The organism is Alphaproteobacteria bacterium (assembly GCA_019746225.1).
GTDB lineage: Bacteria > Pseudomonadota > Alphaproteobacteria > Paracaedibacterales > VGCI01 > VGCI01.
Genome location: JAIESE010000032.1, coordinates 31,090 through 46,039, shown reverse-complemented (window position 1 = coordinate 46,039; position 14,950 = coordinate 31,090). Strand labels below are relative to the sequence as shown.

Below are 14,950 nucleotides of genomic sequence, written 5' to 3'. Positions count from 1 at the left end.
TACTTTGGCGGGGTAGCTCAGTTGGTTAGAGCAGCGGAATCATAATCCGCGTGTCGGGGGTTCGAGTCCCTCCCTCGCTACCAAGCAAATCAAGGATTTCCTGGAAATCCACTTTCTTAAGATTAATAAATTGTACCGTATTTGTACCTGTGCAAGATTGAATACACCCCTGAGTCGTCCCAATGAGCATTAACAAAAATTAGGGTGATTTAAATTCAATGTCAGAATTTCAATGATAGAACATTAAAGAATCACTCCTATAAGGCATTCTGAAAGCACTTTCTTTTCCATTGCTCGAATCTTGAGGAATATGATTGATTTGAAAGTTAAGGACTTAAACCATTATCTCCCCAAAGCTTTTTTCCCTCTTTCAAACCAAATCCTCTTTTGAGCTGCCGCTTCCCCACCATAAAACTGACCGCGCAGTTCTAACACGCTCCCGTCAGAATGGCTGTGCTTTCCAGATGGCCGTAGTCTTTTTGAAGATCATCACCAAGTGTGATGTTGAGAGGCTCCAGAAGACCGGATTTATCGACGAGGCCACCGAGCTGGATAAGTGTCCTTGTTCTTGCTTTGCGGAATTGCATAGCTGTTTCTCCTCGTCGACGAAGATATCGTGTGCGTTGACACTGGTATCGGTTTAGACGCTGCTTAACCTTATGGAGTCGCTTTTCGATCTTAGTGTTCATTCTGCTTTTTGTAGGGAGATGATGATCCCCCTACAATCCCCTCACACACAAATCCCTAAAGTTAATAATAAAATATTTCATGATAATGATAAATGATTATTTTCAAATTTTTGAAATGCGCGCTTACACATTACTTTGCAAAGTCGCTTTGTCGCAAGCGACATGTCTTACAATTTTAGGTAAATTAATGTAAGATAAAATCATGGCAAATTACCATCTCATAGTTAAGAGAATCTCTAGGAAAAGTGGGCATTCATGCGTCTCTGCGCTCGCGTATAGATCGGCATCGATGTTGCTAGGTCAGCGCACAGGTGAAACATATGATTCTAGAAACAGAGAGAACGTAGAATATGTAGAAATCGTTGCTTATTAAAATTCACATTTGTGGATAAAAGATATTTGCAAAGAATGCAAAATATCACCTTATACAGTTTTGCAAAAATTATCAGATATTTTTGAGGCAGCTAAGAAACGAAAAGATGCACGTGTCTATCGAGAGATAGAGTTCTCTTTACCGAGAGAGCTCATGAAAGAACAGAACATAGCTTGAGCAAAAGAATTTATTCCAGGCAACTGCGTTGCAAAAGGCATGATTGCCATTATGAACTATCACTTTGAAACCGATAAGAAATTAGGTGAAGAAAAGCCCCATTGCCATGTGTTTCACCTGCGCTACCGGTTTTTCAAAGCAAACTATTAACGACATTAGAATTCGATGAAGCCATAGGCAAAGATAGCTCAGACTTATCTTTGGTGGCCATGTAGGCCGCATTAGCTGACATAATCCGTTTAAAATCTATTAGTTATGTCATGACAGAAGCTCATGCTACGGCTTATTTTGCTTCTTTAAATAGCGAGCTGACCCCTTTATTGGACAACAATCCTCTCTTAATTTAACAAGTTCGCCAGCTTTTATCACGAACATTCAGCCTCCCGGGAATCCTGGCTGAAAAAGACCCCGCAATATTGAGTCAATTTGCACAAATCCTCACAACGCTAAATGAAACAATCATTGTAAAATTAGAATCCCCAAGAAATCTGTATGCTAATTTACTACAATCTCTGGGGATCCTGAGATAACTTTCCCATAACAGCATAAACTTGTTTCGCCGCACATTGACTGAAAGACAGGCTAAATTCATGACCTTTTTTTCAAAAAAACTTGCATCTCAACCCGATCGTGCTTATATCACTAATATAAAGGAAGTAATAATGCGGTCACCAAACGTCCATGTACAATAACATGAGAATGAAGGAAATAGAAATGACTATGAACATTAAGAAAACACTCTTAAGCGCGATCATGGCGACTGTCTTGGCAACTCAAAGTTACTCGATGGAGGAACTGGCCACGGAAAAGCCTGCGTCACCAAAGGAAGTTGCAACTACTTTAATGGCCATTAAAAAGTTCAGGCCCAACTCCCTCTTAAGGAGGCACGATACAAACATTGTTAAGGTCATCGGTTCCCTTTATGTTAGCCAAGCAGATAGGGACGCACTGAAAGCAAAGTTTTTAACAGGGGTCCTAAGGGTAGATTGTTACAACAATGTGATTCGAGAGCTCAAAATAAGTGACCTACCGAATCATAATGGCAAGTTTGATCTAGAAAAAGCTGTGGCCGAGACGGATAACGATAGGCTTGCTGACGACTATTCATTTCATGTGGGGTATCCCTTGGGTGATCAGACAGAGGGAGAGGGTAACCAGACAAACAGAGACCAAAAAATACATATCCATGTCGTTGATAAATACACCGCGCTTAAGGTTCCGCATTTGGCCGAGTTGCGTGATCTTTTGCATGAAGACCAAGCCCATGTTGTCTTTATTTTTAGGATGGGCAGATGGCGGCTCAATGAGTTTGAGTATCATATATCGTCATTCACGCTAATGGGAACGAAAAAATTGGGCGATATTTACGAAAATGGTGGTAAGCGTTTACAATATTCGGAGGCAACATCACTGCCGGAGCCGGGACGCAAGAATCGGGGCTGGCCGGGAGCGGTGAGCGAGTGTTTTAGCATTTCATTTATAAACTAAAATACGATTAACGAGTTGGGCCAAGGCCTAAAGGCATGGCACCGTACTTCCGTGCCCGAGGCAATGCTTGGTACAGTAAAAAGAGAATGAAGGAAATAGAAATGACTATGAACATTAAGAAAACACTGTTAAGCGCGATCATAGGGACTATCATGGCAACTCAAAGTTACTCGATGGAGGAACTGGCCACGGAAAAGCCTGCGGCACCAAAGGAAGCGGAAAAGCCTGCGGCACCAGAGGAAGTCGCAACTATTCTAACTGCCATTAGCAAGTTCAGGCCCAACTCCCTCTTAAGGGGGCACGATAAAAACATTGCTAAGCTCATCGGTTCCTTTTATATTGGCCAAGCAGCTAGGGACGCACTGAAACTGAAAGCAAAGTTCTTAACAGGGGTCCTAAGGATAGATTGTTACAACAATGTGATTCGAGAGCTCAAAATAAGTGACCTAATGAATTTTAAATGCGATTTTCTTCTACCAGAAGCTGTGGCGGGCACTGAACGCGCAGGGCTTTATAACTACTTTACATTAGATGTGCGGTATCCCACCAGGGGTAACCAGTCAGAAGGCGATCAAAGAACAAATATCTATCTCCTTGATAAATACACCGCGCTTAAGGTTCCGCATCTTGCCGAGTTACATGATCTTTTGCAGGGAGACCAAGCCGATGTTGTTCTTTTATTTAGGATGGCCCATTGGCCGCTTAATGCGTTTGAGTATCACATATCGTCATTCGGGCTATTGGGAACGACATCGTTGGGCCATATTTATCATAATGATGGCAAGTGGTTACAAAAATCGGCGGCCGCAGCGAACGTGAAGGTGAGTCAGTTACTTGATGGCGGCCGGCGGGGGGTTGAATGTTTTTCATTTCATTTTGTTGAGCCCCCAATTTAGGGTCTGGTTTATAAACATGCTGCCTGTGGAGTGGTGCCAGATGGCACAGGAGAGAAGAACTAACCCGATTCGGATTGCCCTATTTTTACAGCAAAATTTTCTCTCGAAGGTTGCATAATGATAAAAAAAATCCTATATCTATCACATTGCTGAACTAAACCATAAAGTTTTTAAACGTTAAGCAGAAATGTCAAAATGAAAAAATTTGCAATACTAGCCCTTGTATACCCCTCAGACGGATGCAAAGAAGGTAAAGAGCTCACTATTCCTACAAAAAAATCGGGCATATATAGGGTTTCAACATATTAGCTCCATGTATTTACATCTATTGATTAATTGTCTCCATAACTACTTAAAGAATGTTTAATAGATCACTTAACTACGTTTAAAAAAAACAGGGTTTGGGGATGGCGCAGTGAGAAGAAAACGCTGATCGGGCTTTTGGCCTTATGCCTTATCCGTTTCGAACGCTATTTCTACCACGCCTCTTGGGTCAAACATGGCTATGAAGTGCTCGTACATGACCAACTTGTCCGCGCTCTTTGCTCTTGTAAAAAGCACTTCTTGACTGTAGATCGCAATGTCTTCCACGATCCGTTCATGCCTGTAATAGGCATGAGATGTCCTGTTAATCTCAGTCTTTCCATAGGCTTCATAAAAGATCTCTTCTTCATGAGGCTTGTTCCAAATATTCCCAACGCCTCCGCCAATAAACATAAGATCGCGTTCCTTTGGCGCCATGATGGGCTCATCCCAATCAACGATGAAGGTGTTGTCTTCTTCATCAATTAATATGTTGCCGCCATGAATATCGGAATGACAGAGCACGAACTTGAGCGGTTCGTGAGAAAGCTTATTGGCCAACTGACCAGCCCGGTCTACCAATCGTTTAATCTCTGCGAAATTCTCCCCTATAAATGCCCATAATTTCACGGCGATTTCGTCACCAATCTGAGCAGCTTTCTCGTGGGATAACATCAATCGAACGGCATTTCGCCATTTGGGGGAGTAGGTTTCACGGCGGATGTGAAGTTGTTGCGACTGAGGCACATCAATATCGTGAATTTGTCTCAACGTTTTACCCAAAGCGCGCCATTGATGGTCACGCAAAAGTCTGCTGAAGCCATCTTGGCCATCAATGAATGGATAAACGATAACTGTATAATCGTCAATTTGGATGGTAGGTTGGCCATGAAGGGTATTTATAAGAGGGATAATTTGTTCAATCCCAGCTTTAAGTAACAGGTCCATTATGGCAATGCTGCTATGGTGGTGGCCCCTTTTTATCTTTACGAAATAAGCCCGCTGATCATGAGTCTCTGCTTTGTAGACGGACGCGTTCAAATCCGCACCCAATGGCAGGAATGTCAGCGTAGCACCTTCAATACCATAATGAGTGCGTAAGGCATCAATTATTCGTTTATCTGAAAGGGTATTCTTCACTTTCTATGCCTAGAGATTTTACAATTATTTCGTAGAAGGTAGCACAATTTTGACATGTGGATAAAGATAGACTCGAAAAGAAAAATAGATATTGGATTTGAATTCCAGCTCTAACCCCCTAGACATCATTAAGTAATCTAATCCAGATACTCAAAAACAAGACATGCTGAAGAAAATTCGGGATTATATCCGACAGCAATGGGCTCAGAGACCTTCTCAATAGCCTATTTTATGAGGTTATTTAGCTGCTTGTGCTTTTCTCTCGGCGATTTCCTTTTTCCTTGCGCGAGCATATTCGAGGGCTTTACGGACATTGCATTGGTCAACAGTGCAGTGACATTGTTGTGCCGTCCCCAAAATTCGTGCCTCAAAATCTTCTTCCCAATATTTCCGGTTCTCCTCTTTTTCATCATTTGTATCGCCGGGAGCAGAAGATATCTCTGCCAATAGCCTCTGATGATCTTCATACCTTTGTTTGACTACTCTTAGACATAACTTAAGATTACAGGCCGGAGGGACATCCATACTTTGAGCATCTTGGATAAAAATCCCTAATATACTGACGAGCGCGAGCATGTTTATTTTACTATTTAGCATTTTGAATTCCTTCTCCTTTAAATTCAACCTTTTCCAGCCACAATACTAAGCTGTCCTACCTTAAGAATCTCTCAATTAGGTTAAGAAAGTGTGAAAAAATGGAGTCGTGTTCTAAAATGAGGCTAATATTACTCCGCCAATGAAACAGTTTACGATCGGACGACCAAAAGCAGATTTGAATATCACTTCTCAACAAGGTAGTCGTATGGCTTTCAGGCATTGAAACGGCCTGCCATAGCTTTCCAGAGCATGCCTACTTTCTTGTTTTTTTAGATTTAACGACAGCCCAGCTATCGGTCTTTTTTGGTTGTCTGGATTTGGGTTCTTGCTCCACAACGGTTTCATCTGGTTGTTTGGGTTGTATCGGTACAGCTGATGAAGCTTTCTCTTCGCATCCATCTTTTATTTTATCTGATTTACACTCAACATATTGATGGAAACCCATATGAATTTGGGGCAATGAATTCTCAAGAAAAGGGGATTTGTCCTCAACGTCACTGCAACTGGCATTTCTTGTAAGGACTTGTCCAAAGGTTAGAGCCAAACTGCCAAATTTCTCTTCTATTCTGAAAGGTAGATTAAGACGAGAGGCTTGAATCTGTACTAATTCCCGGAATCGGAATTGAAACCCTTGGATCAAATCTCGGCATAAATGACAAGGTTTATAATAAGATCCTATGGCTAAAACCATTCTATTGATCACAATACTTTTAACATTAGGTTTGTAGCCTTCGTATTGATCCTGAAATTTATTAGTGAGCCGCGCCATGGCGTCTTTATAAATGTATTGAAGTGCTTTATCCAAACTTCGAACAATATAGAGGAGGATCAAGGCTTCTGAATCTAGGGCATTATCTTTCCAAGCGCCCCCAATAACTTCACTTCTTAAGGCCTCTTCCATAATTTTACCAAGGTAAATTCCTCGTTTGTCGGAATCCTGCCTCTCAAGTTCTTGGACCTGCTCAGGGGTCAAAAAATTATGAATTGCCATCCTCAATTTGTTTGAATTAACAAATTTTGAGGCTTCTTCAGAAAAATAGCGACCGCCGGAAATAAAGCAAGAACTTGAGGATAGGTCTATGATATATTCATCAAGACCCGGAACGAATAGATGGAATTGTAGCATATACTTGGCAGCATTGGGCAAACGGCCATGATTTACAGATTCTAGAGCTTCTTTAACCCTTGTTAAGAAAGGCTCTGTAAGTTGGGCGCTCATTTGTTCGAGACACGGAAGTGCTACAGTTTTTAAGTTACCTGACCTTAAGTACTGATACAAAGGTGCTCTGGCCACCCATTGAAGCTTTTCTTTTTGAAAGTCTTTAAGATTCGTCACAACCAGAGGATGGGGCGCATGGTCGAAAACAATGGGTGTCCATTTAGCTTCTCTCTCGGCTCTTTCTGCGCCCATAGCGATAGTGACATGTGATGCTAATATACCAAGTGACAATACTGCTATTTTAATATATTTGTTCATAAATTTTCCAATTGTAAATAAGTTGGGGCGGGGTTATAACCGCTTTTCCACATGTATATAGGTTTGATTGACTTAGGTGTCAAGTAGATAGTTTGTTTCTAAGTTAAGATGGAAATTATAAAAATGATTAAATGTTTTAGCGTACAATCTAAAACACCAATGAGGGAAGACCAATACAAACGAACAGGGCTAGGCACAGGTACCTCGGTCAATGCATTTTGACGTGTTTTTTGAAACCATCCCAAAAACAGGTGATTTAGGGACGTGTGGAAGAGGGGTAAATGGACCCCTTATTCTATTCCCAGAGATTTGATAAGAAAGCGACATAAAGAAATAGATAGAAGATGAGGGAAGAAAGGAACGCCAAGCCATAAGAAAACCTCTAATATTTCGCTTTATAATCATAGGGGGGTTTACTTCAGTTTTGAATGTGCCATACTATTATTATATTTGGTGTATAATTTGATTGAAACTTAGGAGGATTGCCATGCGTACCTTAATTCTACTGACCGTTTTTTCCTTGTCGACGATTGCTATGCAGGAAGGCTCGAAAGCACCAAAGGCACCAAAGGAGTCTTCTGCTAAGGCTGACCTGGACAAACTACAGGAACAACTCAATGAACTTCCCGATAGGCAGAGCCCTCAGGTAGCACTTTTACAAGGGCAGTTAGAAGAATTGAAAGTGATCAATAAAGATCTGGAGCAAATGCTTGTACAAGGAGAGAGGGAACCTAGTGCGGTTGAACCAATGACCCGACAACGGAAATCATGTCCTACAGAACTCGAAGTTTCTAAGATGCAATCCATGGTAGCAAATGAACCCGTTGAAATTGAACCAGGAGTGATACTTTTTGTTGATACATTAAAAGATCTACACGCACTTCAATCAGTAACTCCTTACCAAGACTGGAGACGGATTGCGAATTTTGTAACGATATCGAAAGGATGGAAGGCACAGAGGGTTTCGTCTATGGAGCACACATGTGCCTACCAGTTTAACACTCAAGGACGTATGATTAAAAGCCTATTGCTTAGTGACCAAACCCCGGGCCAATTTACAGTCCGAGTGTTTGAAAATATGGAAGACGCCAGGGCTCATGCTCATTCGCTAAACCCCATTAAGGCTGGTGCGGGCATGGCCGCCCACCACGAGGAGAGTCCTCAAGAAAAGCGGGAAATCTTGCCTGGTAAAGAGCACGGCACTCAACCTGCACAGCAGACAAGGCAAGGTCTCGCTCATAGAGGCGAAAATGTAGATGCTCTAGCAGAAAGAACGGGCAGGCTAGAGCAAGGTGCTCAATCTTTAAGAGAAAATGCAAGAAAGTTACAAGAACAAAGGTTAAAATAAGAGGCCGCTCAGAAAAAGCAATGACATGAAACTTTCTTTCCATTGTCATTCCTTCTCCATTGGGTGTTCAAGTGAGGCCATCATCGGCATTGACGATGATGGCCACTCCACTCTCGGCCTGATGCAGGTTTGTTCCAGCGGCATGGCTATATGACTTCATTCCATAATTTTTAAATCTGGTCTCGGGGTTCCTAATGTTGCAACCAAGTTCCTGATGATTGGTGCAGGCTCCGGCTTTACTTCAGGAGTATCTTGTTTGAGTATGTAAGGGTGTCTCATTTGCCCTTTAACAAGGTTTTTCCTAGATAAAATCAATCTTTAACAAAAGGTTAATAGTTTTCCACGATATCTGTGGATAACTTTGGGGAAAAGGCCTTTGGGGAAGGTGAAATCCCATGAGGGGGTTGGTCCGCCCCATCTTTGCTTAGAAATTAGGCTTGTTTTTAACGTGTTGAATTTAAATGATAATTATAAAAATGAGCCAAAAACAAAGGCTTTGCAAACGTGTCTTTGAATGAAAAGTTAAGAATCTTGTAAATTGTGAATAAAAATTCAAATAACTTTTAGCTTGTCAATGATATATTTGCCTGTTTTCCGCAAATAATTTTGAGAAGGGAAATCACATCCCATCTGTTGGGGGAGGGTTGGCCATCACTCACAAGTAAATTCTCCTAGCACGTATGAAAAACACGTCATTTCTATAAGGCTTCAAGAGAACCTTTCTTCTCGGCCTTTAAATCATTATTAAACCTTTTCACTTAAGATTGATGTGTGAAGAGATCTTGTAAATGTCTTGCGAGTTCTAAAACTATTTTAATTAAGAGAAGGAAATAAAAATGATACAGTACATCGGTCTTGGAACTCTTGTTCCTCATCAAGCACATATCTCAGCATTTGGTCATCATGGTTTAGGTCAATTCGGCGGACAAAGTGTTCTTCCAACATCTTTCGGCGTACCAACATTGGGTGGCGTTGGCTCTTTGGGTCAGCCAGGTCTTTTTGGTGGTCATCTTGGTGGTCTTGGTTTGGGTAACGTTGGAACACCATCTTATTATAACCCATGTGCAGGTCTTGGATATTTTACACCTTCAGTTGGTTTACCAATCGGGAATCCACAGGTTGGTGGAAGTCTTGGTAGCCAAGGTGGACATCTTGGAGCAGGCACAACATTAGGTTTTGCCCCTTTCAGCCCGCTTGGCCACAACATTGGTGGTGGATCTTTTGGATCACTTCCCCTGGGCATTCCAGGTGGTCTGCATGGTAGCGTTCAAAGTGGCATTTGTGGTGATCTTCAAGGTTTGAATGGTTTGAACCAAGGAAACTGCGCATTAACACCGAATCTTGCAACTGAACTTTGTGAAACAGCTCAAGACTACATCTTGTCTTTTGATGTGCCGGGCATGGAAGCGCAAGATCTTGATGTTTCTTTTTCAAACAACACAATTTACCTCAATGGGACACGTAATGAGTGCCATGAGCCTAAAGCTCTTGCCTATACAGAAATTGCTCGTGGTCCTGTATCACGCGCGATTGCACTTCCGTTCGAAGTTTCTGCGCAAAAGACAATCAATACATCTTTGGAGAATGGCGTTCTAAAAATTCGCATTGCTAAAGAAAACCAATGTGGCACAAGAACAGGTGCTCGCAAAATTAAAATTGGTTAAGTCTATTGAATGAGCCTTATGCCCCCTGATTGAAAAATTGGGGGGCATTTTTTTATCCTGTTGATAATTTTATAGGGCGGTTTATATCTTAAGCAGATCCTGGATCACCGACTCTACGGAGTGTGACTTTTCATACATCTCTAGCATTTTTGTGGAAAGGCTTCTCCCCGACTGTGCGATGTCGTGTAAAGGGGTAAGATAGATGGACTCATCTACGCCGTTTTCTAGCCTGGCCCGTCGTTGAAGGCCTCTCGTACTAATGGCAAGAACATCTATGGCAACTTGTTGAAGGGTTCGGTTATTGATAAGGGTCTTCAAACCTTCACGAGGGGCAGCCTGATGTGCTTTTAGAATTTGGTCAACGGGCCACTGGCGAATCAGCTGAAGGGCTTCATCTTGGGCGACTGAATCATACAGTAAGCCAACCCAAAACGCTGGTAAGGCGATGAGCATATCCTCGGGTCCGCAGTCGGCACCACGCATTTCAAGAAATCGTTTCAAACGGACCTCTGGGAAAGCAATGGTTGTTTGATCTGTCCAATCCTTTATCGTTGGAAACTCACCAGGCAAAGCAGGTAGTTCACCCTTCATAAAATTTCGAAAAGATTGGCCTCTTGCGTCGATATACTCTGCCCGGCGATAAACAAAATACATCGGTACATCAAGGAGATAGTCGACATAGGCTTCAAAGCCCATATCGTCTTGAAATACAAAAGGGAGGATGCCACAGCGGTCAGGGTCTGTGTCTTGCCAAATATGGGCTCGGTAACTTTGATACCCCGTCACCTTTCCTTCAAGGAAGGGGGATGAGGCAAAAAGGGCGGTTGCCAGAGGTTGGAGCGCCATCGCAATCCGCATCTTTGCCACCATATCGGTTTCACTTTCAAAATCAAGATTTACCTGAACGGTGCAGGTCCGCAGCATCATGTCGAGGCCAAGTTTGCCTTTGGTTGGCATGTATTGATGCATGAGGTTGTAACGACCTTTAGGCATCCAATCGATAGCTTCTCGAAGGGAAAGAGGGTCAGCTCCCATGGGGAGTCTGATGCCACCCATCGCATTGAGGATACTTTCAAGTTTTTCTTGGTGGGTATCAAGCTCTGCTTTGGTGTCGTGAAGGGTGGCAAGGGGTGCTCCAGAGAGCTCAAATTGTCCCCCAGGTTCAAGGGTGATGGTCGCTTGTCGATGGGGCATCTTTAAGGCAATAATTTTATTGTGTTCTAAGATTGGTTCCCATCCAAATGGTTGCATGGCTTCTAAGACCGCATGGATGCCGATCTTCCCTTCATAAGGGAACCGCTCATGTGTTTTCTTATCCAGAAGAAACTGTTCATGTTCTGTCCCTATAAGCCAATGGGAAGGCTGTTTGCACCCTGCACTTAAGTAGTCAACGAGGTGAGATTTTTGTAAAATAGATTGTGTCATGGTGTGGTCATTTCTTGAGAGATCCCGGTGCCCAAGGATAAAAGGGCTGCGCGTAATCGTTCATCTTTGATAGGTTGGACGTCGTTATGAAGGCGTATTTGCTCCGCTTCAGGAAGGGGTTTTGGGATTGCCCTTTTATGAAGGGCACGCTTTGTAATAGGCCCTTGAAGGAGTGCGATTTTACTGATGGCTTGATAACCAAAATATTGGTTAATGCGGCTTAATATAAGCGGTTCTAAATACGAAATCTCTGTTGCCATGCTGCTGGTTGCTCTCAAAAGCAAGCGGCCATTATGGCGTTGTTTCAAAGGGAACGTAACTTTGAGAGGGGTACAAAACTGCGAGAATTGGGGGGTGACGATATAGTCCCACTCAAGGAGAATGCGTGCTTGAACGAAGCCATTCTGCTGACAGATTGGGGTGATCGCATCCATGATTAAGGGACCGACGCGACATGTTCTCGCTTGGCGCTTCACAGATCCTCGGTTGTATTTCCGATAAGTCACGTCCTAAGCATTTCCCTTAAAAAACACAATCCTGAGATTATCACTCGATTGGATCTATCCTTTCGACAAATGACGAGGTTGTCAATCCTCATCATGCATCTTTAGTGCTATTAGCTTGCAATTTTAACCGGAAAACCTGAGCATTCTCTTCCCCCTGTTGGACCAGTTTAATCAAGACATAAATTGCGGGTAGAATAAATGCCCCCGTGAAGAGAAATAAGGTTGTCCAACCCAGATGATCAGCTGACCAGCCAGCAAGGGCTGAAATGAACACCCGACAGAACGAGCCGAAAGAATAAAGGAGGGTGAAGTGGCTTGCAGTATAGGGTTGGCGACAAAAATGGGATATATAGGCAATAAAGATGGCCGAGACCATGCCGGAGCAAAAACTCTCAACACCCACGGTAATCATGAGGACACTTAAATGATAACCAACCAAGGATTGGATGACGAACATAAGGGATGAGATCCCTTGCAAGACAACGCACATAATGGTTGATTGAAGGATTCCCAATTGTTGAATCATGACGCCCCCTAAGAGGCCTCCAAAGACCATAAGCGTGATACCGAACACTTTAGTGACATTAGCGAATTCCAGTTTACTAAATCCCAGGTCACATAAAAAAGGAGCGCACATGGCATTGAGGACTGTATCGCCCATTTTGAAACAAAAGATGAAAGCGAGAAGGTAAATCAATTCCCGCTTCTTGGGAAGCTGTATCCAAGGCACAACAAAGAGGGCATGGATCCATTGACGTATTGACAAGGGTTTCTTTTGCTTATTTGTGAGAGGTGTAATTTTCTTGTGCTGAGGTTCAGCAATACAACAGAAAATAATCATACCAAAAACAATTCCAAGAGCCATGACAAGATAGGCCGTACGCCAGGTATAAGCATGAGCAAGGTATAGAGCACCTGCGCCTGATGCCAACATCCCAAACCGGAATCCGATCGCTTCTAACGCAGCGCCGGCGCCGGTATTTTCTGCCTTTAAGATTTCAATACGATAGGCATCTATAATAATGTCTTGAGAGGCGGAAAAAAAAGATACGAAAAAAGAAGAGATGGCTGTAAGAGCAATGGCATTGGCGGGTTCGCAATGGGCAAGAAAGATCAGGGACACAAACAGCCCTAGCTGACTGAGGAGAGCCCAACTGCGGCGCTGGCCGAAACGGGTGGTTAAATAAGGGATTGAAAACTGATCTGTAAAAGGTGCCCAGAGAAACTTTAAGCTATAGGGAAGACTGACCAGCATAAACAGACCAATCGTGGTTTTGTTAACGCCAGATTCTGCGAGCCAAAAGCTTAAAGTCGACAAAGTCAATAAAAAGGGTAAGCCGCTGATCATGCCAAGAAGCAGGATAATCAACAACTGGGGTTGCGTATAGATGCGAATTTGTTCAAACCATGATGTCATCTGGGTAACCGTCTTTTGGTCTTTCTATTTTTAATTATAACAGGGAATGGGTGTCTGTACCTTACAAATAAGCATCTGGCGAGGAAAAAGCTCGGAAAATAATTTCAAATACCCTTTAGAATCAATCCTTAACAAAAGGTTAATAGTTTTCCACGAAATCTGTGGATAACTTTGGGGAAAAAGGGTTGTGGGGATGTGAAATCCCATGAGACCATTGGTTTGTCGGACCATTGCCCAGAAAATAGGCTTGTCCATAGTGCATTGTATTTAAACGATTAAATTAAAAACAGGCCAAAATCAAGGGGTTTGGGAAATCGTATTGGTGTCAAGAGTTAATATTTGTGTAAGTTGTGAATAAAAGTTCAAATAACTTTTAGATTGTCAATGACTTTTTGCCCAATATCTCGGTAGATAGCGGCAATGACTGATTCTGGTTGGGCGATAGTGATAGGGATGCCTAGATCGCTTTGAAGGCGGATGGAAAGATCCAGGGGAAGTTCCCCTAAAAATGGCACAGTTAGCTTTTCCGCTTCTTTCTTAGCACCACCATGGCTAAAGATTTCACTGATATGTCCGCATTTCGGACAATGAAATTGACTCATATTTTCAATGATTCCCAGGATCGGGACATCAACACGTTGAAACATATTGAACCCCCGACGTGCATCAATGAGTGCAATATCTTGAGGGGTTGAGACGATGATTGCGCCGTTGAGCTTCACCTGTTGACATAATGTTAAATGAGCATCCCCTGTGCCGGGCGGCATGTCGACGATCAGAATATCAAGGTCGGGCCATACCACCTCTTTCAACATCTGTTGTAAGGCACTATGAACCATGGGACCGCGCCAAATCATCGCTGTTTCTTCCGCAACCATAAAGCCAATTGACATACAATATATGCCATTACGAAAAATTGGGATTAGCTTTTTATCTGGGGTTGCCTCAGGTTTGTCCGTAATAGAAAAGAGACGAGGCAGGGAAGGCCCATATACATCTGCATCTAGTAATCCCACCTTTTGTCCCAACTGTGAGAGCGCAATGGCGAGATTTGCTGCAGTCGTCGATTTTCCGACGCCTCCTTTGCCAGATGCAACGGCAATGATCTGTTTTACATTTGGGAGATGCTCAGGCTCTCGCTGCTTGGGGGTGGCCTTTTGAGAGGGACGTTCGGTGGATAAAACGCTGTTGATTTTTTTGACGCCTTGCATTTCCTTTACAAGAGTTTCGGCTTCATAGCGCAAAGCCTCTACTTCCTTTGCATGTTCTGGGGAGGACTCAAAAATCATCATGACTTTTCCATCTTCGATCTTTAAGGATATGAGCCAATTAATAAGAGGCTGCCCGGATTTTGTGGTCAGATGTTGTAAAAGGAGGCGGATTTGCTCATTCAGTAAATTTGTTGAAGACATTGTCGTTCTCCTGATTGTCGGTTTCTTTTCTTTGATAT

The 14,950-nt window shown here is 42.8% G+C and carries 12 protein-coding genes and 1 tRNA gene; 5 read left to right on the top strand and 8 right to left on the bottom strand.

Features of this window, described 5'->3' with window-relative positions; all coding sequences use genetic code 11:
- Nucleotides 1-6: 6 nt before the first annotated feature.
- A tRNA-Met gene (locus tag K2Y18_05750) sits at nucleotides 7-83 on the top strand.
- A 345-nt stretch (nucleotides 84-428) separates the two neighbouring features.
- Here K2Y18_05750 and K2Y18_05745 read toward each other — a convergent pair.
- A complete protein-coding gene (locus K2Y18_05745; GenBank protein ID MBX9805238.1) occupies nucleotides 429-587 on the bottom strand; it encodes a conjugal transfer protein TraD in 159 nt (52 codons plus the stop codon).
- Nucleotides 588-1,953: 1,366 nt separating this feature from the next.
- On the opposite strand from K2Y18_05745, the gene K2Y18_05740 reads away from it, so the two are divergent.
- Together K2Y18_05740 and K2Y18_05735 are read left to right on the top strand one after the other, a co-directional pair.
- On the top strand, nucleotides 1,954-2,727 hold the full coding sequence (locus K2Y18_05740; protein MBX9805237.1) for a hypothetical protein: 774 nt from the start codon (nucleotides 1,954-1,956) through the stop codon (nucleotides 2,725-2,727).
- Between the two features lie 101 nt (nucleotides 2,728-2,828).
- Nucleotides 2,829-3,623 (top strand): hypothetical protein, encoded by a 795-nt coding sequence (locus K2Y18_05735; GenBank protein ID MBX9805236.1) that lies wholly within the window; start codon nucleotides 2,829-2,831, stop codon nucleotides 3,621-3,623.
- A gap of 447 nt (nucleotides 3,624-4,070) precedes the next feature.
- Here K2Y18_05735 and K2Y18_05730 read toward each other — a convergent pair whose 3' ends face one another.
- The 3 genes from K2Y18_05730 to K2Y18_05720 form a co-directional block, all read right to left on the bottom strand.
- Entirely contained in the window at nucleotides 4,071-5,066 is a 996-nt protein-coding gene (locus tag K2Y18_05730) for an aminoglycoside phosphotransferase family protein (protein ID MBX9805235.1), read from the bottom strand.
- 237 nt (nucleotides 5,067-5,303) lie between these two features.
- Complete coding sequence (locus K2Y18_05725; GenBank protein ID MBX9805234.1) at nucleotides 5,304-5,663, bottom strand: hypothetical protein; 360 nt, start codon at nucleotides 5,661-5,663, stop codon at nucleotides 5,304-5,306.
- A 253-nt stretch (nucleotides 5,664-5,916) separates the two neighbouring features.
- The gene (locus tag K2Y18_05720) at nucleotides 5,917-7,140 is read right to left on the bottom strand and encodes a hypothetical protein (protein MBX9805233.1); all 1,224 of its coding nucleotides are present in this window, start codon (nucleotides 7,138-7,140) and stop codon (nucleotides 5,917-5,919) included.
- Nucleotides 7,141-7,627: 487 nt separating this feature from the next.
- On the opposite strand from K2Y18_05720, the gene K2Y18_05715 reads away from it, so the two are divergent.
- Both K2Y18_05715 and K2Y18_05710 read left to right on the top strand, forming a co-directional pair.
- A complete protein-coding gene (locus tag K2Y18_05715) occupies nucleotides 7,628-8,488 on the top strand; it encodes a hypothetical protein (GenBank protein MBX9805232.1) in 861 nt (286 codons plus the stop codon).
- Nucleotides 8,489-9,324: 836 nt separating this feature from the next.
- A complete protein-coding gene (locus tag K2Y18_05710; GenBank protein ID MBX9805231.1) occupies nucleotides 9,325-10,152 on the top strand; it encodes an Hsp20/alpha crystallin family protein in 828 nt (275 codons plus the stop codon).
- Nucleotides 10,153-10,233: 81 nt separating this feature from the next.
- On the opposite strand, the gene K2Y18_05705 is transcribed toward K2Y18_05710, so the two are convergent.
- From K2Y18_05705 to K2Y18_05690, 4 genes are all read right to left on the bottom strand, one after another.
- Nucleotides 10,234-11,577: a glutamate--cysteine ligase gene (locus tag K2Y18_05705; protein ID MBX9805230.1), complete on the bottom strand. Its 1,344-nt coding sequence runs from the start codon at nucleotides 11,575-11,577 to the stop codon at nucleotides 10,234-10,236.
- The gene (locus K2Y18_05700) at nucleotides 11,574-12,083 is read right to left on the bottom strand and encodes a DciA family protein (GenBank protein ID MBX9805229.1); all 510 of its coding nucleotides are present in this window, start codon (nucleotides 12,081-12,083) and stop codon (nucleotides 11,574-11,576) included. Before K2Y18_05700 ends, K2Y18_05705 begins: the two co-directional genes overlap by 4 nt.
- A gap of 91 nt (nucleotides 12,084-12,174) precedes the next feature.
- Nucleotides 12,175-13,500, bottom strand: coding sequence for an MFS transporter (locus K2Y18_05695; GenBank protein ID MBX9805228.1), 1,326 nt, complete (start codon nucleotides 13,498-13,500; stop codon nucleotides 12,175-12,177).
- Nucleotides 13,501-13,862: 362 nt separating this feature from the next.
- Nucleotides 13,863-14,912: an Mrp/NBP35 family ATP-binding protein gene (locus K2Y18_05690; protein MBX9805227.1), complete on the bottom strand. Its 1,050-nt coding sequence runs from the start codon at nucleotides 14,910-14,912 to the stop codon at nucleotides 13,863-13,865.
- Nucleotides 14,913-14,950 lie beyond the last annotated feature (38 nt).

Coding starts and splice junctions, on each gene's coding strand:
- K2Y18_05740 (MBX9805237.1), top strand. CDS start 1,954: ATGACTATGAACATTAAGAAAACACTCTTAAGCGCGATCATGGCGACT.
- K2Y18_05715 (MBX9805232.1), top strand. CDS start 7,628: ATGCGTACCTTAATTCTACTGACCGTTTTTTCCTTGTCGACGATTGCT.
- K2Y18_05735 (MBX9805236.1), top strand. CDS start 2,829: ATGACTATGAACATTAAGAAAACACTGTTAAGCGCGATCATAGGGACT.
- K2Y18_05720 (MBX9805233.1), bottom strand. CDS start 7,140: ATGAACAAATATATTAAAATAGCAGTATTGTCACTTGGTATATTAGCA.
- K2Y18_05690 (MBX9805227.1), bottom strand. CDS start 14,912: ATGTCTTCAACAAATTTACTGAATGAGCAAATCCGCCTCCTTTTACAA.
- K2Y18_05710 (MBX9805231.1), top strand. CDS start 9,325: ATGATACAGTACATCGGTCTTGGAACTCTTGTTCCTCATCAAGCACAT.
- K2Y18_05705 (MBX9805230.1), bottom strand. CDS start 11,577: ATGACACAATCTATTTTACAAAAATCTCACCTCGTTGACTACTTAAGT.
- K2Y18_05745 (MBX9805238.1), bottom strand. CDS start 587: ATGCAATTCCGCAAAGCAAGAACAAGGACACTTATCCAGCTCGGTGGC.
- K2Y18_05695 (MBX9805228.1), bottom strand. CDS start 13,500: ATGACATCATGGTTTGAACAAATTCGCATCTATACGCAACCCCAGTTG.
- K2Y18_05725 (MBX9805234.1), bottom strand. CDS start 5,663: ATGCTAAATAGTAAAATAAACATGCTCGCGCTCGTCAGTATATTAGGG.